This window comes from Pseudonocardia ailaonensis, assembly GCF_039531635.1.
Lineage (GTDB): Bacteria > Actinomycetota > Actinomycetes > Mycobacteriales > Pseudonocardiaceae > Pseudonocardia > Pseudonocardia ailaonensis.
This window is the reverse complement of record NZ_BAAAQK010000005.1, coordinates 617,277-638,139: the sequence shown is the minus strand read 5'-3', so window position 1 is coordinate 638,139 and position 20,863 is coordinate 617,277. Positions and strand designations below refer to the sequence as shown.

Annotated in this window: 16 protein-coding genes and 1 tRNA gene; 7 read left to right on the top strand and 10 right to left on the bottom strand. The window is 73.1% G+C overall.

Going from position 1 to position 20,863, the window contains the following annotated elements; all coding sequences use genetic code 11:
- Positions 1 to 8 precede the first annotated feature (8 nt).
- Together ABD324_RS11745 and ABD324_RS11740 are read left to right on the top strand one after the other, a co-directional pair.
- Positions 9 to 695, top strand: a complete 687-nt coding sequence (locus ABD324_RS11745) for a transglycosylase SLT domain-containing protein (RefSeq protein ID WP_344415475.1) — start codon at positions 9 to 11, stop codon at positions 693 to 695.
- A 153-nt stretch (positions 696 to 848) separates the two neighbouring features.
- The gene (locus tag ABD324_RS11740) at positions 849 to 2,945 is read left to right on the top strand and encodes an acyltransferase family protein (RefSeq protein WP_344415473.1); all 2,097 of its coding nucleotides are present in this window, start codon (positions 849 to 851) and stop codon (positions 2,943 to 2,945) included.
- Here ABD324_RS11740 and ABD324_RS11735 read toward each other — a convergent pair.
- Positions 2,942 to 3,166 (bottom strand): RNA-binding S4 domain-containing protein, encoded by a 225-nt coding sequence (locus tag ABD324_RS11735; protein ID WP_344415471.1) that lies wholly within the window; start codon positions 3,164 to 3,166, stop codon positions 2,942 to 2,944. The two genes, ABD324_RS11740 and ABD324_RS11735, sit on opposite strands and share 4 nt — an antisense overlap.
- 209 nt (positions 3,167 to 3,375) lie before the next feature.
- Between ABD324_RS11735 and ABD324_RS11730 the strand changes: the two genes are divergently transcribed.
- Positions 3,376 to 4,230 (top strand): class II aldolase/adducin family protein, encoded by an 855-nt coding sequence (locus ABD324_RS11730; RefSeq protein WP_344415469.1) that lies wholly within the window; start codon positions 3,376 to 3,378, stop codon positions 4,228 to 4,230.
- A 1-nt stretch (position 4,231) separates the two neighbouring features.
- Here the strand turns inward: ABD324_RS11730 and ABD324_RS11725 are convergent, their stop codons facing one another.
- Entirely contained in the window at positions 4,232 to 5,128 is an 897-nt protein-coding gene (locus ABD324_RS11725; RefSeq protein WP_344415467.1) for a formylglycine-generating enzyme family protein, read from the bottom strand.
- Positions 5,129 to 5,258: 130 nt separating this feature from the next.
- Here ABD324_RS11725 and ABD324_RS11720 point away from each other — a divergent pair, with 130 nt between their 5' ends.
- Positions 5,259 to 6,587, top strand: a complete 1,329-nt coding sequence (locus tag ABD324_RS11720; protein ID WP_344415465.1) for an amidohydrolase family protein — start codon at positions 5,259 to 5,261, stop codon at positions 6,585 to 6,587.
- Positions 6,588 to 6,606: 19 nt separating this feature from the next.
- Here the strand turns inward: ABD324_RS11720 and ABD324_RS11715 are convergent, their stop codons facing one another.
- Positions 6,607 to 7,317 carry an SDR family oxidoreductase gene (locus tag ABD324_RS11715; RefSeq protein WP_344415463.1) on the bottom strand — a complete coding sequence of 237 codons (711 nt, stop codon included), beginning with the start codon at positions 7,315 to 7,317 and terminating at the stop codon, positions 6,607 to 6,609.
- Positions 7,318 to 7,414: 97 nt separating this feature from the next.
- Between ABD324_RS11715 and ABD324_RS11710 the strand changes: the two genes are divergently transcribed.
- A complete protein-coding gene (locus tag ABD324_RS11710) occupies positions 7,415 to 8,245 on the top strand; it encodes a LysR family transcriptional regulator (protein WP_344415461.1) in 831 nt (276 codons plus the stop codon).
- A 14-nt stretch (positions 8,246 to 8,259) separates the two neighbouring features.
- Here the strand turns inward: ABD324_RS11710 and ABD324_RS11705 are convergent, their stop codons facing one another.
- The 3 genes from ABD324_RS11705 to ABD324_RS11695 form a co-directional block, all read right to left on the bottom strand.
- Positions 8,260 to 8,916 (bottom strand): hypothetical protein, encoded by a 657-nt coding sequence (locus ABD324_RS11705; RefSeq protein WP_344415459.1) that lies wholly within the window; start codon positions 8,914 to 8,916, stop codon positions 8,260 to 8,262.
- Positions 8,913 to 10,112 carry an Acg family FMN-binding oxidoreductase gene (locus ABD324_RS11700; protein ID WP_344415457.1) on the bottom strand — a complete coding sequence of 400 codons (1,200 nt, stop codon included), beginning with the start codon at positions 10,110 to 10,112 and terminating at the stop codon, positions 8,913 to 8,915. The genes ABD324_RS11705 and ABD324_RS11700 overlap by 4 nt, the downstream gene beginning before the upstream one ends.
- A gap of 80 nt (positions 10,113 to 10,192) precedes the next feature.
- Positions 10,193 to 10,420: a hypothetical protein gene (locus tag ABD324_RS11695; RefSeq protein ID WP_344415455.1), complete on the bottom strand. Its 228-nt coding sequence runs from the start codon at positions 10,418 to 10,420 to the stop codon at positions 10,193 to 10,195.
- Positions 10,421 to 10,549: 129 nt separating this feature from the next.
- Here ABD324_RS11695 and ABD324_RS11690 point away from each other — a divergent pair, with 129 nt between their 5' ends.
- On the top strand, positions 10,550 to 11,287 hold the full coding sequence (locus ABD324_RS11690) for a CPBP family intramembrane glutamic endopeptidase (RefSeq protein ID WP_344415452.1): 738 nt from the start codon (positions 10,550 to 10,552) through the stop codon (positions 11,285 to 11,287).
- Entirely contained in the window at positions 11,284 to 12,693 is a 1,410-nt protein-coding gene (locus tag ABD324_RS11685; RefSeq protein ID WP_344415451.1) for an FAD-dependent monooxygenase, read from the top strand. Before ABD324_RS11690 ends, ABD324_RS11685 begins: the two co-directional genes overlap by 4 nt.
- Here ABD324_RS11685 and ABD324_RS11680 read toward each other — a convergent pair whose 3' ends face one another.
- The 4 genes from ABD324_RS11680 to ABD324_RS11665 all read right to left on the bottom strand — a co-directional run bounded on the left by ABD324_RS11680 (position 12,694) and on the right by ABD324_RS11665 (position 20,819).
- Complete coding sequence (locus ABD324_RS11680; protein ID WP_344415450.1) at positions 12,694 to 14,937, bottom strand: helix-turn-helix transcriptional regulator; 2,244 nt, start codon at positions 14,935 to 14,937, stop codon at positions 12,694 to 12,696. It lies immediately after the preceding gene.
- A gap of 251 nt (positions 14,938 to 15,188) precedes the next feature.
- Positions 15,189 to 17,339 carry an acyl-CoA dehydrogenase family protein gene (locus ABD324_RS11675; protein ID WP_344415449.1) on the bottom strand — a complete coding sequence of 717 codons (2,151 nt, stop codon included), beginning with the start codon at positions 17,337 to 17,339 and terminating at the stop codon, positions 15,189 to 15,191.
- A 221-nt stretch (positions 17,340 to 17,560) separates the two neighbouring features.
- Positions 17,561 to 17,634 (bottom strand) — tRNA-Met (locus ABD324_RS11670).
- Positions 17,635 to 17,888: 254 nt separating this feature from the next.
- Positions 17,889 to 20,819: a UPF0182 family protein gene (locus tag ABD324_RS11665; protein ID WP_344416368.1), complete on the bottom strand. Its 2,931-nt coding sequence runs from the start codon at positions 20,817 to 20,819 to the stop codon at positions 17,889 to 17,891.
- Positions 20,820 to 20,863: the final 44 nt, after the last annotated feature.

Here is a 20,863-nt window from a genome sequence, read left to right as displayed (position 1 = left end):
CCACCGGCGTGTTCGCCGCGATCACCTCGACCGGCGCAGGACAGGCCGTCGCGGACGCCTCGGAGAGCGGCGCGGCCTACGCCCGCATCGCCGACGCGCAGTCGCTGCCGGCCGGCTCGGGGGGCGACGTGCGCGCCACCCCGCACCTGACTCCGGTCGCCTTCAGCGTGGCGGACATGACCACCGCGGCGGCGGGCGGCGCCGGCCAGGACGTGGCCGAGAACCTGCCGGACCTGCAGCTCGCCGCGCTCGACAAGGCCGGCAAGATCGCCGACCAGATCGCCGAGCAGCAGGCGAAGGAGGCCGCCGAGGCGGCCGCGGCCGCGAAGCTCGACGCGCTCATCGCCCAGGGCGGCCTCGACTCGTGGATCGCCCAGGCGCTCAAGATCTGCGATCTCCCGCAGAGCTACGCCCCGGGCGTCAAGAAGATCATCATGAAGGAGTCCGGGGGCAACCCCAAGGCCATCAACCTGTGGGACTCCAACGCCCGCTCCGGCAACCCGTCGGAGGGCCTGATGCAGGTCATCCCCTCGACCTTCCGGGCCTACGTGCACCCCAGCCTCGCGGGCCGCTCGATCACCGACCCGGTGGCCAACATCACCGCGGGCGTCCGCTACATGATCGCCAACTACGGCACCAGCACGCTCGCGGCCGGTGGGCGCACCAACTCGTCCGGCGGTTACGTGGGCTACTAGCCCCCGTCGAGCGCGATCGGGACCGATCACTTACGGTGAGAGGGTCTCAGCTCGTCGTGACACCGGCTTGTCGCCGGGGTCTCGCGACACCCTGGACGGTCGACCGATCGGGTGCCACGGCTGGGCCGGCGGAACGACGAGCGGGGGGACCGGATGACCGAGGTGCGCATCGGCCCCGTGGACGGACCGACCGCGCCCCTCCCGCCGGTGGCGGACCCGGGCCCGCGCCACGCGGCCACTCCCGCGGAGCAGACCGGCCCGCGGACGTTCCGGCCCGAGCTGCAGGGCCTGCGGGCGCTGGCCGTCGCCCTCGTCGTCTCCTACCACGTGTGGTTCGGCCGCGTGTCCGGCGGCGTCGACGTCTTCTTCCTGATCTCCGGCTTCCTGATCACCGGCGGCCTGTTCCGCGCCGCCTCCCGCGGCGACCTGCGGTTCCGCCCGATGTGGGCCCGGCAGGCCGCGCGGCTGCTGCCCGCGGCGTTCACGGTGCTGCTCGCGTCGGTGATCGCCGGCGGGCTCCTGCTGCCGGAGGCGCGCTGGGGCCAGACGATCCGCGAGGCGTTCGCCTCCGCCGTGTTCCTCGAGAACTGGCGGCTCGCCGCGGACTCGGTGGACTACGCGGCCCAGCACAACACCCAGAGCCTGGTGCAGCACTTCTGGTCACTGTCGATCCAGGTGCAGTTCTACATCGTCTGGCCCCTGGTCGTTGCGCTCGTCGCGCTCATGGCCGGCCAGCTGCGCGAGCGGCTGCGCCCGTACCTGCTACTCGCCATGGGTGGGCTGTTCGTCGCCTCGCTGATCTTCTCGGTCGTCCTCACGATCAAGAACCAGCCGCTCGCCTACTTCCACTCCCTCACCCGGGTCTGGGAGTTCGCGCTGGGCGGCCTGCTCGGGCTGACGATCGACCGGATCCGGGTACCCCGGGCCTGGCGGATCGCGCTCGGCTGGGTCGGCGTGGCGGGGCTCGTGGCGTGCGGCGCGATCCTGAAGGTCGACTCGGTGTTCCCCGGTGTCGCCGCCCTCTGGCCGACGGGCGCGGCCGCCCTGGTGCTGATCGCCGGCGCGACGGGCAGCGCGGTGGGCGTCGACCGGATCCTCGCCTCCCGCCCGCTGCGCTACCTCGGCGACCTCAGCTACTCGCTCTACCTCTGGCACTGGCCGGTGCTGATCCTGTTCCTGGTGGTCCGCAGCCAGACGAGGATCGGGCTGGGCGGCGGGCTCGTGATCGTCGCCATCTCGGTGGCACTGGCCGCGCTGACGCACCACCTCGTCGAGGAGCCGATCCGGCGGGCCCGCTTCGGTGTCCGCGCGCAGTACCGCGGGGCCGCGATCGGGCTCGTCGTCGTCCTGCTGGGCTGCACGGTCTGGCAGGTCGACCTCGCCCGGCGGGCCGACGGGCCGGGCGTGATCGGCGACGCACTGCATCCGGGGGCCGCGGCCCTGCGCACCGGCACGCCGGCCGGTGATCCCGCCGTCAACCTGGTCCCGCCGATGGTCAGCGTCACGGACGACTTCTACAAGTTCCCCGACTGGTCCTGCGGTCCCATGGACCGCTACCCGGCGATCCAGGCCTGCAGCTCCCCCCTCGCCGATCCGGCGGTGCCGCCGGCGAAGCGGATCGCGATCGTCGGCGACTCCCACTCCCAGCAGTACACCGCCGCCCTTGCCCCGATCGCGGAGCGGAATAACTGGGAGCTCACCGTGATGCTGATGGGCGCCTGCCCCTTCTCCACGGCGTCGGAGACGGACCCGACCAGCACGGACTGCCCGGCCTTCAACGCCGCGGTGTTCGACGACCTGGCGGACACCCACCCGGACGCGGTGTTCACCCTGGCCACCCGGGACGCCCGCGCCGGACTCACCGAGGTCACCCCGCCCGGCTTCGTCGAGGCCTGGCAGCGGCTCGACGACCTGGGCATCCCGGTGATCGCGGCGCGCGACAACCCGCGCTTCGAGGAGCCCTTCGACCCGCCGGGCTGCCTGCAGCAGGCGGGCCGCAACGCCCGGTCCTGCGGCCTGGACCGGGCCGCCGTCTACGCCCCGGTGCCGCCGTACCAGAAGGCCGAGGGGGTGCCGCCGAACGTGACCTTCCTCGACATGTCGGACGCCTTCTGCGATCCGACGTTCTGCCCGGCCGAAATCGGGAACGCGATGGTCTACATGGACTTCAACCACGTCTCGGCGACGTACATGACATCCGTGGCGCCGCTGCTCGAGGAGCGCCTGCACCAGGCGACGGGGGCCCTCTAGACCGTCGGCCGGGCGCGCTGCTCCCCCACCGCGACGACCTGGCCGCGGCGCAGCTGGGCCCCGCGGCGGGTCTCGGTCCGCCCGTCGACCAGCACCTCGCCGGCCTCGACCAGCTCACGGGCGTGCACACCGTCCTCGGCGAGGCCCGCGAGCTTGAGGAACTGGCCGAGCCGGATCGGCTCGGTGGCGATGGGGACGTCGAGAATGGGCGATCGGGGCATGACCCCATTCTTCTCCGGCGGTTCCGGCTCAGAAGAGCAGGTCCGGCTGCACGGACCTGCTCAGCCGGGTGGCCCGCGGCCCCACGGCGCCCTCCCGCAGCGGTGCGCTGCTTCGCCGACGATCCCGCCGGGTTCGTCCGGGCCGCCACCCGGCACCTACCGTCATCCGACGCTTGACGGGCGGGCGCGACCGGCGCACCGTCGACGTCATGGCTGCACCGGCGCACGCACCCACCACTCCGTCGGCACCCGAGGCTCCGACGGCCGCGACGTCCATGCCCTCCTTCGAACCCACCCAGGAGGGCATCTCCCTGCCGAGGCCGCCCGTCTTCGACACGGTCGAGGAGGAGCGGCTGCACCGCAAGCAGCAGCTCGCCGGCGCCTTCCGGATCTTCGGCCGGCTCGGGTTCGGGGAGGGCATCGCGGGGCACATCACGGTGCGCGACCCGGAGGACCCGGACATGTTCTGGGTGAACCCGTTCGGCATGTCGTTCCGCCACATCCGGGTGTCCGACCTGCTCCTCGTCGACCACACGGGCACGGTCGTCCACGGGAACAAGCCGGTGAACCGGGCCGGCTTCGTGATCCACTCCCAGGTGCACAAGGCCCGGCCGGACGTCGTCGCCGCCGCGCACGCCCACTCCGTGTACGGCAAGGCCTGGTCCTCGCTCGGCCGCCTGCTCGACCCGATCACCCAGGACGCCTGCGCCCTCTACGGCAACCACGCGGTCGTCACCGAGGGCGGCGGCGCGGTCGTGCTCGACGAGCAGGTCGGGCGGCAGCTCGCCGAGGGCCTCGGCGAGAGGAAGAAGATGTGCTTCCACCGCAACCACGGCATCTTCACCGTCGGCAAGACGGTCGCCGAGGCCGCGTGGTGGTTCATCAGCACCGAACGCAACTGCCAGGCCGCGCTCCTCGCCGAGGCGGCCGGCACGCCGCACCTCATCGACGAGGAGGACGCCCTGTTCACCCGGAAGCAGACCGGCAGCTCGTTCACCGGCTGGTTCTCCTTCCAGCCGCTGTGGGACGAGATCGTGCGGACCGATCCCGACCTGTTCGACTGACTCAGGGGCGGACCACGCAGCGGAAACCGATGTGGGACATGCTCGACTCGACCTGCTGCGCCTGGCGGGCGGCCGGGCGGTAGCGCTGGCAGTAGTTCACCGCGCACAGGTGTGAGCCGCCCTTGATCACCCGCCGCGGGATGCCGCCCTCCTCGCTGCCCGCGGCGTCGGTGACCTGCGGGTTCGCCGCGGGTCCGCAACAGCCGCCGAGGGCCGCGTGGTCCGCCCGGTAGAAGTCCGACGTCCATTCCCAGACGTTGCCCGCGACGTCGAAAAGCCCGTAGCCGTTGGCGGGGAAGGTGCGGACCGGTGTCGTCCGCTGTTCCGCCGGCGGTTTGAGGTTCTGCCAGGGGAACTCGCCGATCCAGTAGTTCGCGAGCTGGGCGCCGAACGGGGCGAGCTGCTCGCCCCAGGCGTACCGGGCGCCGTCGAGCCCGCCGCGGGCGGCGAACTCCCACTCCGCCTCGGTGGGCAGGTCCTTGCCGGCCCACTCGGCGAAGGCCGTCACGTCCTCCCAGCACACGTGCGTGACCGGGTGCAGCTCGCGCCCGGTCACGCTCGTCAGCGGCCCGTCGGGATGTGCCCAGCTCGCGCCGGGGACGTAGCGCCACCAGGACTTCCAGTCCGTGAGGTCCACCGGGCCGCGGGTCGGGGTGAAGACCAGCGAGCCCGGCACCAGCAGGGCGGGATCGAGGTCCGGGTAGTCGGCCGGGTCCGGGGCGCGCTCGGCGACGGTCCGGTAGCCCGTCTGCTTGACGAAGCGGCGGAACTGCACGGTGGTCACCGGTGTCTCGTCAATCCAGAAGCCGTCCACCGCGACCTCGCGGACCGGACCCTCCTCCGGGTAGTCGGCGAGATCGGACCCCATCCGGAAGCCGCCCCCCGGGACCCACACCATGTTCCTGGCGGGTGCCGGTCCCGGCTCAGTCGCAGCGCTGACCACCGCCCCACGCTAGACGGCGACGGTTGACACCTCCGCGAGCACCTGGTTACCGTCCAACTGATTAATAAAGTACCCGGGAGGCACTGTGGCTACCAGGAATGATCTCGCCGAAAAATATTCCGGACGGCCGTACACGATCATCTCCTCCGACGGGCACGCGGGAGCCAACCTTCTCGACTACCGCCCCTATCTCGAGTCCCGCTACCACGAGCGGTTCGACGCCTGGGCCGCCTCCTACGTCGACGCCTGGGGCGAGATCTCCCGCACCGTCGACGAGGACAACCCCGAGCAGGACTCGCCGTTCCGCTACGGCGTGTTCTCCTACGACCAGGCGGTCAACTGGGACAGCCGCGCCCGGCTCGAGTTCATGGAGGGCCAGGGGATCGTCGGCGAGGTCCTCTTCCCCAACACCGTGCCGCCGTTCAACCCGTCGGGCGCCCTCACGGCACCCGGGCCGCGCTCGGCCGAGGAGTACGAGCTCCGCTGGGCCGGCCTGCGCGCGCACAACCGGTGGATGGCGGAGTTCTGCGGCGAGGCCCCGGGCCGCCGCGCCGGGATGATCCAGGTGTACCTGGACAACGTCGAGGACACGGTCGAGGAGATCCGCGCCGGCCACGCCGCGGGGCTGGCCGGGGTGCTGCTCCCCGGGGACAACGTGCTGAAGCTGCAGGGCTACTACCGCAAGGCCTACGAGCCCGTCTGGGCCGCCTGCGCCGAGCTCGGCCTGCCCGTGCACACCCACCAGGTGTGGCCCAACGAGGGCATCCAGGAGGGCAGCGGCGCGATGTGGGTCGGCATCATGGAGTCCGAGTGGTTCAGCCAGCGGCCGCTCGCCCACGTCGTCTGCAGCGGCGTCCTCGAACGCCACCCCGACCTGAAGTTCGTGGTCACCGAGGCCAGCGGCGGACGCTGGGTGGGCAAGCAGGCCGCGATGCTCGACTACATGTACGCCGACGCCCTGACCACCGACCGGTACCCGACCTTCACCGCGGCGGTCGCGGGTGAGGCGGCGCGGGCGCTGTCGAAGCGGCCCAGCGAGTACATCGCGTCCAACGTCTACATCGGCAATCCCGTCGACTACGCCGGGGCCCTCCGGGCGGGCACGCAGAACGTCATGTTCGGCGCCGACCTGCCGCACTCCGAGGGCTCGTCGCCCTTCACCCGGGAGGCGCTGCAGGTCACGATGTCGCACCTGCCCGAGGACGAGGTGCGGATCCTGACCGGGATCACCGCCGCCGAGTGCTACGGGCTCGATCTCGATGCGCTGCAGCAGGTCGCGGACCGCGTCGGGCCGACGCCGGCGGAGGTCGCGACCCCGCCCGACTGGTCCACGATGCCCCGCTACCCCGACGACACGCTCTGCGTGTACTTCATGCGGAGCGGCGCCCCGGCCGCCACGCCGGCCATGGGCTGACCCGCTCTCACGGCCCGACTCACCACGGGACCTCGCCGGCGTCGTCGAAGAAGGCGCCGGTGGGGCCGTCGTCGGGCAGGGTCGCGAGCCGGATCGCGATCGCCGCGCCCTCCTCCGGCGTGCGCAGGCCACGGTGGCCGTTGAGGTCGGTCGCGACGTAGCCCGGGCAGCCCATGTTGATCCGGATGTCGGTGTCCCCCAGCTCCTTCACGTACTGGATCATGACGGCGTTGAGGAAGGTCTTGGACGGCGAGTAGGCCGCCGAGATCGGACCCACCTCGCCCCCACCGGTCTGCCGGGCCAGCGAGCCGACCGAGCTCGACATGGCCACGATCCGGGGGTGGGCCGAGCGGCGCAGCAGCGGCAGCATCGCGTTGGTCACCCGGATGACGCCGAGGACGTTGGTGTCGACCACGGTCCGGACCGTCTCGGGGTCGACCAGCGTGGGTTCCTGCGGCGCGCCGCCGGTGATCGCGGCGTTGTTGACCAGCACGTCCAGCCGGTCCAGCTGCGCCGCCGCGGCGTCGACGCTCGCCTGGTCGGTGACGTCGAGGGGCACGCCGAACGCGTCGACGCCGTTCGCCCGCAGCTTCTCGACGGCCGCCTCCCGCCGTCCGTCGTCCCGGGCTCCGACGCCGACGCGCCAGCCCAGCGCCCCCAGCCCCGCCGCGATCTCGAATCCGATGCCCTTGTTCGCGCCGGTGACCAACGCGACCGTCTGCTCGCTCATGCCGTCGATCGTCGGCCCGCCGGCCCCGGCGGGGCCAACACCGTCTCGGTACGCAGCGATACCCGGTGGGTATCGATCTGCGGGTAGCGTGAGCGGCGTGGAGACGCGGGAGCTGCGGTACTTCGTCGCCGTCGCCGAGGAGCTGCACTTCGGACGGGCGGCACTGCGGCTCGGCATGGCCCAGCCGCCGCTCTCGCGCGCGATCGGGCAGTTGGAACGCCGCCTGGGCGTGGCACTGTTCGAGCGCAGCAGCCGTTCGGTCGCGCTGACGGAGGCGGGTGCGGTGCTGCTCCGCGAGGGCCGGGCGGCCCTTGCCGCCGTCGAGGCCGCGGAGCGCCGCACCCGTCGTGCGGCGGAGCCGGGGTTGGTGCTGGTCACCAAGGCCGGCGCCGCCGCCGAGCTGCTCGCCAAGCTGCTCGACGCCTACGCCGCCGAACCCGGCGCCGTCGCGGTCGACGTGCAGCTCTGCGGGCCCGGCGAGCAGGAACGACTGCTCCGCGACGGCCGGGCGGACGTCGGGCTCCTGCACCGGCCGTTCGACTCGGTCGCGGGCCTCGACGTCGAGGAGCTCCACACCGAGGGCCAGGTCCTCGTCCTGCCTTCCGGGCACCCGCTCGGCACGCGGGAGTCGGTGCGGATGTCCGAGGTGGAGGGCATCGATCCGCCCCTGCCCCGCTGGCCCGGCGCCGACGGCGGCTACCCGGACGGCCCGGGCCCGGAGATCCACGACACCACGCAGCTGCTGCAGCTCGTCTCGCTGGGGCGGGCGTGCGCGATCATGCCCGAGGCGGTCCGTGACGCCGTCCGGGGAGGGCTCACGATCGTCCCGATCAGCGACGCTCCCCAGGTCACCACGGTGATCGCCTGGCCCCCGCACAGCCGCTCGCGGGCGGTCGCGGACCTGGTCCGGACGGCGACCCGGCTGTAGCGCCCCACCAGCGGCTATCCCACCCGTGCCGGCGTCGCCGCGAGGTCCCGCCGGACGACGATCCAGACGAGGGGGGCCGCGACCAGCGCCACCAGCAGCGGGACGATCGCGAACCACGCCGCACCGGCGAACGGCAGCAGCCCGAGCAGCGCGATCCCGATGCGGGGGCCGGGCGGCGCGGTCCGCAGCCAGGCGCCGGTGATCATCGCGGCGCCGCCGAGCGCGCCGACGAGCATCGGGAGCGGTGCGGCCCCGGCCGCCATCAGCAGCTGGCAGCAGCCGAGCGCCGAGATCAGCACCCGGAGCCGGTTCGCGGCGACCGCCGCGAGGGCCTCGCGCCGGTCGCGGGCCACGGCGAGGACGGCGGCGCAGGTCAGGAGGGTGGCCGGGACCCAGCTCAGGACCCCGACGGTGGACAGGCTCAGCAAGCCGGACCCCAGGAGCGCGACCGCCCAGGCGAGCCGGACACCGGCCGGATCGGGTCTCCGGAGCCGCAGGGCGGCGAGCAGCGCCAGGGCCGCCAGCCCGACGGTGAGCAGGCCGAGGGCGACGGGGGCGAGCTTGTCGCCGGTCCAGTCGGGGATGACGGCGCCGAGCGTGATCTGGACCAGGCCCGCGAGGAGCAGGAGGACCGCCCCCGCGACACCGGTCCGGGCGGCGACGCGGGTCATCGGGTGACCATCGCGACGGACCGGCGGGGCGTCGGCCGGGCCTCGCGCACGGGATAGCCGACGCGGAAGGTCAGCAGCGGGTGCGCGCCCGGAGGCAGCAGCGCGGCGAACCGGGGCGCGAACGTCGCCCGGGCCCCGGTGCTCGCCTCGCGGTCGATCCGCTCGGTGACCTGGTTCATGTGCTGCAGCGCGATGCCGGCCGCGGTGGCCCGCAGGTGGATGCGCTGCAGCAGCCGCCCCGCCTCGAGCTGGGCGCGGCGGTCGTCCGGGGTGGCTGTCGTGATCACCCCGTAGGCCGCGGCCGTCGCGGTGTGGACGTCGCGGGTGCGGTCGATCCAGAACCGGTCGCCCGCCGTCCGCGAGTACGGCGGCAGGAGCTTCGCGATGCCGAGCTCGAGCGGGCCCAGCCCCTGCCCGTCGAGCACCAGGCCGTCGCGGTGGCGCTGCTCGTCGTCGTTGCCCGCGCGGAACCAGGCGAAGTTGTCGAGGGACTGCTGCTCGTCGGCGCAGAGCGCCTCGGCGGCGTCGACCAGCAGCCTGCCGAGCTCGGCCCGGGGACCGGGATCGGCGATCCACTGCAGGTTGCCGCCCGTCTCGCCCGGTCCGGCGAGGGCGGCGAGCGCGGCGGGTGGGACCGGCACCGGCCGGTAGGGGCCGCGGTTGGTGTGCCGGCGGTCGATGACGTCGTGGAGCGGGTCGGTGCTCGGCGCGGCCGGTGCCAGGCCGACGTGGGCCACCCGGAGCCCGCCCGGGCCGTCGGGAAGCAGGGTGGGTGTGGGTCGCAGGCCCCGGGGGCCACAGCCGAGGACCAGGTTCTCCAGGGCGCAGCCCAGCCCCACGTACCGTTCCCGGTCGAACGGGTCGACCGATCCGGTGCCCCGCGCCGGGTCGGCGTAGAGGTCGATCCCGTCGCCGGTCACGACGAAGTCCCAGGGCTGGGTGTTGTGGGGGCTCGCGGCCAGCACGGCCGCGGCGACGGCGCCCCGGGGTCCGGGGATGTCGCGCCACTCCCGCCACGGCTCGTGCGCGGGACCGCCACCGGGGTCGAGCACCGCCGAGTCGTACACGCGGTAGCTGAGCAGCCCCGTGCCGGCGACCGCGACCGTGGCCCCGCCGAGGGCGAGCCCGCGCAGCGCGCTCCGGCGGCTGATCCCCGGCGAGCGGCTCTCCGGCGGTCCGTCGATCGTCGATGTCATGGGGTCCTCCCCGGGTGTCGGTCGTGTCCGGACGACCGTGGCGGCGACCCGGGTGCCGGCGCACCACCCCCCGGCCGATCTCACCCCGGGTGGTCCGCGCCCACCGACCGCATCTCCAGCAGCTCGTGACCGGTGTCCCACAGCAGCGTCAGCAGCGCGCGCACGGCGGCCTGGTCGAGGTCGTCGACCACGAGCACGGAGCGGTTGCCGCAGGTCGCGGACACGCGGTCGAACCGGCTCCGGATCACCTCGAGGACGTCCTGGGCGAGCGTGCCCCGCACGGTCAGCTCGTAGCGTCGGATGGCCATGCACGCGACGGAACCCGTCCCCCGGGTACCGCCGCAACACCCCGGGTGGAGCTCGCCCGGGGGTGGTGCGGCGACACCCCGCTCCCGCCCAGCCTGGCGGCGGACCCGGACACGACGAGGGAGCGGCTCATGAGCGACACGATCGCGCACGGACGACCGGTGGTGGCCCGGTTCCTCGCCGGGTTCCTGGTGCTCTGGGCGGTCCTCGCCGGCACGAGCGCCCTCGATCCGACCGTGCGCTGGGGCCCGGCGGTGCTGCTCGCGGTGGTCGTCGCCGCGCTTCTCGTCTCCCGGTACGTCTTCCGGCTCACCCCGCGCGAGGCCGTCGACGCACTCGGGCTCGGCAGGCCGGCCCGGCGCGGCCTCGTCGTGTCCGTGGTGGTCTCGGCGCTGGTCCTGCTCGTGTGGCCGACGACCGCCCTGGTCAGCGGCGTGCCGATCCCGCTGCGGGCGGACTGGCCGCTGGTGCTGATCGGTGTGCTCGCCCTGCACGGGCTGGCCGAGGAGGTCATCTGGCGCGGGTACGTGTTCCGCCGGCTCGCGCGGGGCCGCGGGTTCTGGCAGGCGGTGTGGTGGTCGATGCCGCTGATCGCGCTCACCCACGTCCCGATCGTCCTCACCGCCGGGCCCGCGATCGGCCTCGGCGCGATGCTCGTCGCCGCCGTCACCTCGATCCCGCTGAGCAGGCTCTTCGTCCTGGGCGGCGGCACGGTCTGGGCGCCGGCGCTCCTGCACTCCGCGATCGACAGCTTCAAGATCATGGCCATCCCGGCCGCGGCGCAGTCGGTCTATCCCGTCCTGCTCATCGGCTTCAGCCTCGCCGTCCCGCTCCTGGTGATGGCCTTCGGAAAGGACACCTCGCGATGACCCACTCACCGGACCGGACCACGGTGGCGGTGGTCGGCGCCGGGCCGACCGGGCTCCTGCTCGCCGGCGACCTGGCCCACGCCGGCGTCGACGTGACGCTGCTGGAGCGGCGCGGCACGGAGTCCAACCTGACCCGCGCGTTCGGGGTGCACGCCCGCACGCTGGAGCACCTCGACGCGCGGGGGCTGGCCGACGAGGTCGTCGCCGGCGGGATGCGGGTTTCGCGGTTGCGCCTGTTCGACCGCCTGCAGGTCGACCTGTCCGGCCTCCCGACGAGGTTCCCGTACCTGCTGATCACACCCCAGTACGCCGTCGAGAGGGTGCTCGAGAAGCGGGCGACGGCGGCCGGCGTCCGCATCGTGCGGGACGCGCGGGTGACCGGCCTGCGCCAGGACGCCGACGGCGTCGACCTGGCCCTGAACGGCGGCTCCACGGTCCGGGCGGACTACGCGGTGGGCACCGACGGCGTGCACAGCGCGGTCCGCGAGGCACTGGGGCTGCCCTTCCCCGGCCGATCCGTGCTGAGCTCGATCATGCTCGCGGACGTGCGGCTCGCCCACGCCCCCGAGGACGTGCTCGCGGTCAACGGGGTCGGCGACGCGTTCGCGTTCGTCGCCCCGTACGGCGACGGCTGGTACCGGATCTTCGCGTGGGACCGTCGTCACCAGGTCCCGGACACCGCACCGGTCACGGTCGAGGAGCTCCGCGACGTCACCCGGCACGCGCTCGGCACGGACCTCGGCCTGGAGGAGGTCCGGTGGATGTCGCGCTTCCACAGCGACGAACGCCAGGTCCCGCACTACCGGGTGGGGCGGGTGTTCCTGGCCGGCGACGCCGCGCACGTGCACTCCCCCGCGGGCGGGCAGGGCATGAACACCGGCCTGCAGGACGCCGCCAACCTCGGGTGGAGGCTCGCCGCGGCGACCCGGGCCGGGGAACCCGCCGACGAGCTGCTCGACGGCTACGAACGCGAACGGCACCCCGTCGGCCGGCTCGTCCTGCGCAGCAGCGGCGCCATCATCCGGATGGCGATGATCCGGTCGCGCGCCGGGCGCGCGGCCCGCACCCTCCTCGGCGGTGCCGCGCTGCGACTGCCGCCGGTGGCCCGGAAGGTCGCCGGCACCGTGTCCGGCATCGGGATCGACTATCCGCACGCGCCGCGGGCCGGGGACGTCGCGCTCCGGGACTCCGGACGCCTGTACGAGACGCTGCGGGACGGCCGGTTCGTCCTGCTGGCCCCGGGCGCGACCGAGCGCGCGATCCGGGGATGGCAGGACCGGGTGGTCCTGGCCTCGCCCGCCGATCCTGCGGTGCCGTGGACGCTGGTCCGCCCGGACGCCCACGTCGCCTGGCGCGGGGATCCCACGGGGCTGCTCCCCGCGCTGCTGGACGCGGTCCGCCGCTGATCAGATGAGGCCGAGCCGGCGGGCGGTGCGGACGGCGTCCTGCCGGGAGGAGACCCCGAGCTTGCGGTAGAGGCTGCGGTTGTAGGCCTTCACGGTGTTCACCGACAGGAACAGTGCGGCACCGATCTCGCGCTGGGTGGCGCTACCGGCCAGGGTCCGCAGGATCGACATCTCCCGGTCGGTGAGCACCTCGACGAGCTCACCCGACCGCGACGCCGCCGCGACGGCGACGCGGCCGATCCGCGCCTCCGCCTGCCCGAGCCGCTCCACCACGAACGGGACGGTGGGCTCCTCGTCGGCCACCTCGCGGGCCCGGGCCAGGGCCGCGCCGGCGGCGGCCCGGTCGCCGCAGGCGAGCTCGGCGTCGGCGAGGAACACGAGCGCCAGGACCAGCGCCGACGCCCGGCCGCCCACCTCGGACAGGGTCACCGCCCGGGCCAGCAGGTCCCGGGCGCCGGTGGCGTCGCCCTCCCGGTACCGGTGCCGTCCCTCGACGACCCGGACCGTGGCCACCACCGGTGCCGCCGCGGCACCCCAGGCCCGCTCGACCTCGTCGGCCAGCGGCGCGGCCTCCCCCAGCAGGTCGCCCGCTTCGGCGTCCTGCCCCAGCTCCAGCAGGCACAGCCCGAGGCGGCCGGCGAGATCCAGCGACACCCCGGTCGACCACTCGCCGCGGTCACGCTGCCGCCACGAGTCGCGGAGCATGCCGGCCGCCTCGTCGAACCGGGCGTCCCGGGCGAGGGCGCTGCCCAGCGCGGCCAGGCCCGTGCGGTGGCCGGGGTTGCCGACCGCGGCCTCCAGGTCGAGCGCCTCCTGCGCCAGCGCGACCGCGCGGGCCGGCTCGGAGTCCGGGACCCCGAGCGTCGCCCGCATGACCACGGCGGCGGCACGGGCGCTGCGCCAGCCCTTGACCACGGAGTCCGGGGCGATCCGCGCGTCGCCGATGTCGGGCCAGGGGACGACCCGGTCGGGGCGCCCGCCGATCGCGGCCGCGTAGGCCAGCGAGAGGGCCAGCTGCGGGCCGACCAGGGGATCCGGCACCTCCTCGCCGAGCATCAGGTAGGTGGCCGCCGAGCCGTTCGCCCAGAACCAGGCCTCCGACGCCTCCAGCAGCGCGGCGGCGGCCGCGGTGTCGCCCGCGCCGAGGAGGTGACGGACCGCGTCGTCGATCCGGTCGTGCTCGGAGAACCAGGCCGCGGCGCGGCACAGGACCTCCCGGTCCCGCACCGGATCGGGATCGGAGCCCCGCAGCACGTCGCGCAGGAGATGGTGGCAGCGGTACCAGGTGCGCTCGGCGTCCAGCGACACGACGAACAGGTCGGCCCGGTCCAGGGCGTCGAGCACGCCGGCCGAACCGCTCACCCCGAGCGCGGCGTCGCAGAGGGCGCCGGAGAGCCGCTCGAGCGGTGCGGCCCGGCGGAGCAGGTCCCGCTGCTCGGGCGCGAGGGCCGGGAGCACCTCGGCGGTGAAGTAGTCCAGCAGGTGCCGGTCGTCGCCGCGCACCCGCGGCCGCGCGGGATCGGCCCGCAGCGCCAGGCCCGCCAGCTGCAGTCCGGCCGCCCATCCCTCGGTCCGCTCCCACACCCCCGCGGCGCCCTCCCGATCCAGGACGGTCCCCGACACGGCCGAGACCAGGGCGGCCGCCTCGTCGAAGGTGAACCGGAGATCGGCGGCGCGCACCTCGGTCAGCTCACCGCGGGCCCGCATCCGGGCGAGCGGCAACGGCGGATCCGACCGCCCGGCCACGACCACGCGGGCCGACGACGGCAGGTACGACACGAGGAACTCGACGCCCTCGTGGATCCGCGGATCGGTGAGGACGTGGTAGTCGTCGAGCACCAGGACGTACGACGCGGAGGCGCCCGCCAGCTCGTTGAGCAGGATCGGCAGCGCCAGGTCGAGGGGGCCGACCCCGGGCGCGGCCAGGGCGTCCAGCGCGGCGGGGCCGATCTCGTCGCCGGCCCGGCGCAGCGCGGTGAGCACATAGCTCCAGAACCGGGTCGGCTCGTCGTCGCCCGCGTCGAGCGAGACCCACGCGACCCTGGTGTGCTCCGCGGAGTCCGCCGCCCAGGAGCTGAGCAGGCTCGTCTTGCCCCAGCCGGCCGGGGCCACCACCACCGTGAACGGCGTCGGGGACCCCCGGAGCAGGTCCACCAGCCGGTCGCGGGGCACGGCACCCGCGCGGACCGGCGGGATCATCTGCTTCACGGTGAGCAACGGGCTCGCGGGCCGATCCGGGGACATGACCCTCCCGCTCCCGGCGGCGGACGCCGCATCCGCGTACGAAGTCTGCCAGTCGCGGACAGCGGCATCCAGACCCGACATCACGGACACGGCGCGCTCCTGCGGTCGGGTCGGGGACGCCGCGATCTGCTGTGGACACTCCCCCGCGCGGGCAGGGAACGCCGTGATCCCGACGACCGGGAGCGGAGGGTGGCTGCCGCTGCTCGCCTGCCGATCCCCGTCCCGGTGCGGACCGGCCCCTGGGGGCCCGGTCAGCTGATCAGGGGATCGCGTGGCAGGCCGAGGATGCGCTCGCCGATCTGGTTGCGCTTGATCTCCGACGTCCCACCGGCGATGGACATGCCGCGGTGCCACAGTATCTCCAGGAAGGCCAGCCTGGTGTCGTCGTCCAGCAGCGCGACGGAAGGCCCGATCATGGCCTGCTGGAGCTCGGTCGCGGTCCGGGCCAGCTCGGAGTAGACCAGCTTCGACACGAAGCCCTCGGGTCCGGGACCGCCGCCGGCGACCGCACGGTGGGCGCTGCGCAGGTTGAGCAGGACGGCAGCCCGCTGCCGCGCCACGTACTCGCCGATCCGCTGGGCACCACCGGGCAGCTTCCGATCGTGCCGGTCGAAGGAGGCGACGACGTCCTCGCCGGACAGCACCAGCTGGCCACCCTGACCCCCGCCGAGGCTGACGCTCTCGTTGCCCAGGGTCGCCCTGGCGACCTTCCAGCCGTTGTGGACGGCCCCGACCACGTCGGCGTCCGGGACGAACACGTCGTCCAGGAACACCTCGTTGAACTCCGAGCCGCCGTTCATCTGCCGCAGCGGCCGTACATCGACCCCGGGCGCGTGCATGTCGATGACCATCGTGGTGATGCCCTTGTGCTTCGGCACGGTGGGATCGGTGCGCACCGTGGCCAGTCCCCACCCCGCGACGTGGGCGCCGCTCGTCCACACCTTCTGCCCGGTCACGCGCCAGCCGCCCTCGACCCGGACGCCGCGGGTCGTGATCCCCGCCGCGTCCGACCCGGCGCCGGGCTCGCTGAACAGCTGGCACCAGATCACCTCCCCGGTGAGGGCGCTCCGCACCCACCGGTCGACCTGCTCCGGGGTCGCGTGCTGGATCAGCGTGAGGATCACCCACCCGGTGATGCTGAAGGCCGGCCGCTCGATACCCGCTGCCGCGAACTCCTGCTCGATCACCAGTTGCTCGACCGCGCCCGCGTCGCGCCCCCAGGGCCGCGGCCAGTGCGGCACGACGTAGCCGCTGTCGATCAGCGCCTCGCGGAGCGCGCTGCCGTGGGTGCCTTCGACCTGCGTGGCGAAGGCACGCACCTGCTCGCGGAACGTCTCGGCCTCGGGCGGTAGGTCGAGGTCGATCGAGCGCCGCACCCCCGCGCGGGTCAGCTCGGTTGCGTCCGGACCTGCGCCGTCGAGCAGCCCGTGCAGCACGACGGCGCGCCGATAGTAGAGGTGGGCGTCGTGCTCCCAGGTGAAGCCGATCCCGCCGTGCACCTGGATGTCGAGGCCGGCGCACAGGTCTGCCGCCGGTCCGGCGAGGGTGGCCGCAACGGCGGCCGCGAGTGCCCGCTCGTCGACCCCGGCGCGGGTCGCCCGGGCGGCGTCCCAGACCGCGGCGGTCGCCAGCTCCGCGGCGACGATCATGTCGGCGCAGTGATGCTTCACGGCCTGGAAGGTGCCGATGGGCCGGCCGAACTGCTGGCGGACCGTGGCGTAGTCGGCAGCGAGCCGGGTGCACTCGTGGGCGATGCCCACGGCTTCGGCCGACAGGACGATGCGGGTGATGTCGCGCAGCAGTGCGGCCGCACCCGGCAGCACCGTCGCGGAAGCATCGGACAGCACCACCCGCGCGCTGCGACGGGTGGGGTCGAGATTGGGCAGTCTGTCGAGCACGACGCCGTCGGCATCCGTCCTCAGCAGCAGAACGTCCGGCCCCGCCGGCACCAGGAGCAGATCGGCGATGCCGGCACCCAGCGCCGCCTCCACCACGCCCGACGCCCGGCCTTCACGGAGCGTGACCCGCCCGCCGAATCCGATTGCGGCCGTGCGTGAGCCCTCGGCCAGCTCCCTGACGACGGGGACGACGTCCTCGTCGCCCGCGGCCGAGAGCACCGCCCCGGCGATCACGGTCGGGACGAACGGCCCGGGGGCGATGGCACGTCCGAGCTGCTCGACCAGCACCACCAGTTCCTCGATGCCGAAGCCGGATCCGCCGTGCTCCTCGGGGAGATGCAGCCCGAGCCAGCCCAGCCCGGCGAGCTCGTCCCAGAACGGCGGGAGGTGCTCGTCCGGCGCGTCGAGGAGGGCGCGGGCGGCACCGCGGGACTGCCTCCTGGCGAGGAGGTCCGCGGCCGTCTCGGCCAGCAGGCGATGATCATCGGTCAGGGCAAGAGGCATGACGACACCTGGTTTCCGTCGCTGGCGTGAGCGCGCGTCGCTGCGATCGAGGTCGAGGAACGCGGACCCACACGGCATCCCGGCAGAACGAAGTAAGACCGACCGTCAAACTAACTGGTCGTCAAGTTATTGTCGACCGGACAGAGCCCGCTGGTCACGGATCCGGGCACGCACCCAACGCAGAAGGACCCCGGACGAGTCCGGGGGCCTTCTGACCTTTGTAGCGGGGGTAGGATTCGAACCTACGACCTCTGGGTTATGAGCCCAGCGAGCTACCGAGCTGCTCCACCCCGCGCCGTTGTGTTCCGCCCTTCCGGGCTTCGCACTGCTGTGTTGCTGTTGTGATTGGAAGATTACACGCTCGAAAACGGGGCGTGCACGGGGGGTCGGTTCCGGGAATCAGGCCCGTGACCTGCACCGATCCGGCGCCCGCTCGACTTTCGGCCGGTCAGCGCGTCGAGAAACGATCTCGTGGCTCCGCTCACACTCCCCCGGAACGGCCGATGCCCGGCCTCCGCGAGGGAGGCCGGGCATCGGCCGGTGTGTCGCTCAGCCGCCGCCCTGGGCGGGCGGTGCCGCCGGGGTGGTGGTCGCGGGGGCGCTCTGGGCGGCCTGGAACTTCTTCACCGCGCTGTCGAGCGCCGCGAGAGCCTGCCCCTGGGCCCCGAAGTCACCGGACTGCTGGGCCGCCTTCAGCTGCGCCAGCGCCGACGAGATGTCGTTCGCCGCCGCCGCCAGTGCCGGGCTGGTGCCCGCGCCCGGGGTCGTCGTCGGGGTCGTCGGCGGCGGGGATCCCCCGCCGCTCGGGTTCGGTGGGGTCACCCCGGCACCGGCACCCGCACCGAAGACCTGGTCGAGCGCCGTCGCGAGGTTCGCGTCGTAGCCGACCCGGCCGCCGAAGCTCACCAGGACCCTCGCGAGCTGCGGGTACGAGGAGTCCTGCCCGGCTCTCTCGATGTACACGGGTTCGACGTACAGCAGCCCACCGGCCACGGGCAGCGTGAGCAGGTTCCCGTAGTCGATTGTGGTCTGGTTCTGTCTCAGCAGGTTGAGCTCGGAGGACACTTCGGGCGAGCCCAGGAACTGCGCCTGGACCTGTTGCGGCCCGAGTGTCTGCGTGTCCGCGGGTAGCTGCAGGACCGTGATCTTCCCGTAGGAGTCCGGTTCGGAGCTCGCCGTCATGTACGCCGCCATGAACTGACGTCTCAGGCTCACGAGCGCACTCGTCAGCTGGAACGACGCGCCGTTCTGCCCGGGCAGCCCGGTGAGCAGGTAGTAGGGCGGCTGGGCGTCCTGCGACGCGCCCGTGTTGCCCTGCACCGTCGGGTCGGACGGGACGTCCCAGAAGGACACCGTCGAGAAGAACTCGCCGGGGTTGTCCACGTGGTAGCGGGTGAGCAGCTCACGCTGGACCTTGAACTGGTCCTCCGGGTAGCGGAAGTGGTCCCGCAGGGCCGGCGAGATGTCCGACTCCGGCTTGACCGTGCCCGGGAAGGCCTTCTCCCAGGTCTGCAGGACCGGGTCAGTCGGGTCGAACGCGTAGAGCGTGACGGTGCCGTCGTACGCGTCGACGGTCGCCTTCACCGAGTTGCGCAGGTAGCTGATGGTGTCGTTCGGCAGCCGCTGGCCCTGCAGGCCGAGCTGGCTGTCCGCCGTCGTGTCACCGAGCGGGACCTGCTGGGCGTACGGGTAGTTCTTCAGCGTCGTGTAGCCGTCGACGATCCACTGGATCTTGCCGTCGACCACGGCCGGGTACGGGTCGTTGTCCACCGTCAGCCACGGGGCGACCTTCTCCACGCGGTCCCGCGGGTCCCGGTTGTAGATGATCTTGGAGCTGTCGTTGATAGAGCTGTTGAACAGGATGTTCCGCTCGCCGTAGTACAGCGAGTAGACCAGCTTGTTGAACAGGTTCCCCAGCGAGACGCCGCCCTTGCCGGTGTAGGTGTACTGCTGGCTGTCCGTGTCGTACTCGCGGGCCGGGTCGCCCTGCTGGGCGCCGACGATCGAGTAGTCCGTGATCAGCTCGCCGTAGTAGATGCGCGGCTGGGTGACCGGGATGAGGCCCTCCGTCGTGGTGTCGCTGACGGTGAACTTCGGCAGGCCGCCCTGGCCGCCGGTGTCCTCCAGCGCCGCGTTGATCTGGTTGGCCGGCGCGGCGACGAAGCCGTTGCCGTGGGTGTAGACGAGGTGCTTGTTGATCCAGTCCTGCTGGTTGCCGACGAGCGCGCTCGAGTCGAGCTCGCGGGCCGCGACGACGTAGTCCTGCTTCTGCCCGCCCACCGTGTAGCGGTCGATGTCCAGCTTGTCCGGGAAGCCGTAGAAGTTCCGCCGCTGCTGGAGCTGCGTGAAGGTCTTGGTGAGCTTCGCCGGGTCGAGCAGCCGGATGTTCGGGATCGTCGCGGTGTCCCCGCGGACCTGCGCGGACGTGGCCGTGGAGGTGCCGCTGTAGGGCTCGACGGTCACCTTGTCGTCCGTGAGCCCGAAGGCCGCGCGGGTGGCCGCGATGTTGCGCTCGATCGACGGCGCCTCACGCACGTTCGCGTTCGGGGCGACGACGAACTGCTGCAGCACCGCAGGCCAGGCCGCCCCGACCAGGATGGAGGACAGCACCAGCAGGACCACGGCGATGCCGGGCAGCTGCAGGTTGCGCCGGAAGACCGCGGCGAAGAAGGCCGCGGCGCAGATGATGGAGATGACCAGCAGGATCAGCTTCGCGGGCATCACGGCGTTGAGGTCCGTGTACGTGGCGCCGTTGAAGTTCGGGTTGCGGTCGGAGAACAGCAGCTCGTAGCGGTCCAGGTAGTACGCGACCGCCTTGAGCAGCACGAACACCCCGGCGAGGATCGCGAGGTGGGCGCGGGCGGCCGCGGAGACCTGCCCCGAGCGGCCCGAGAGCCGGATGCCGCCGAACAGGTAGTGCGCGACGAGCGCGACCACGAAGCTCACGGCCACCGCGACGAACAGCCAGTCCAGGACCGCGCGGATGAACGGCAGCGTGAAGGCGTAGAAGCCGATGTCGTTGCCGAACTCGGGGTCCGTCTGGCCGAAGGGCGTGCGGTTGAGGAACATCTGGGTCGTCTGCCAGCTGCCCTGCGCCGCCAGGCCCGCGATGATCCCGACGATCACCGGCAGCCCGATGCCGAAGAGCTTCGGCCGCGCGATGATCACCGTGCGGTACCGGGCGATCGGGTCCTCCGGCCCGTTGACCGGCACGAACACCGGCCGGAACCGGTAGGCCAGCCAGAGCGTGAGCCAGATCATGCCGCCGAGCAGGATCGCGCCGGCGACGAACTGGACGATCCGCGTGACGAGGACCGTGCCGAGCACGCCGCGGAAGCCGACCTCCCCGAACCACGCCCAGTCCACGTAGAAGTCGACCAGCCGGGACCCGCCCAGCAGCACGACGACCAGGACCGCGGCCGCGATCAAGAGGATCCGTGTTCGGCGGGACAACGACGGTGCCCCCGCCGGGGGCCGCATGGCCACGTGTACTCCTCCAGGGTCGGGTCTGGTGGGACAACTCT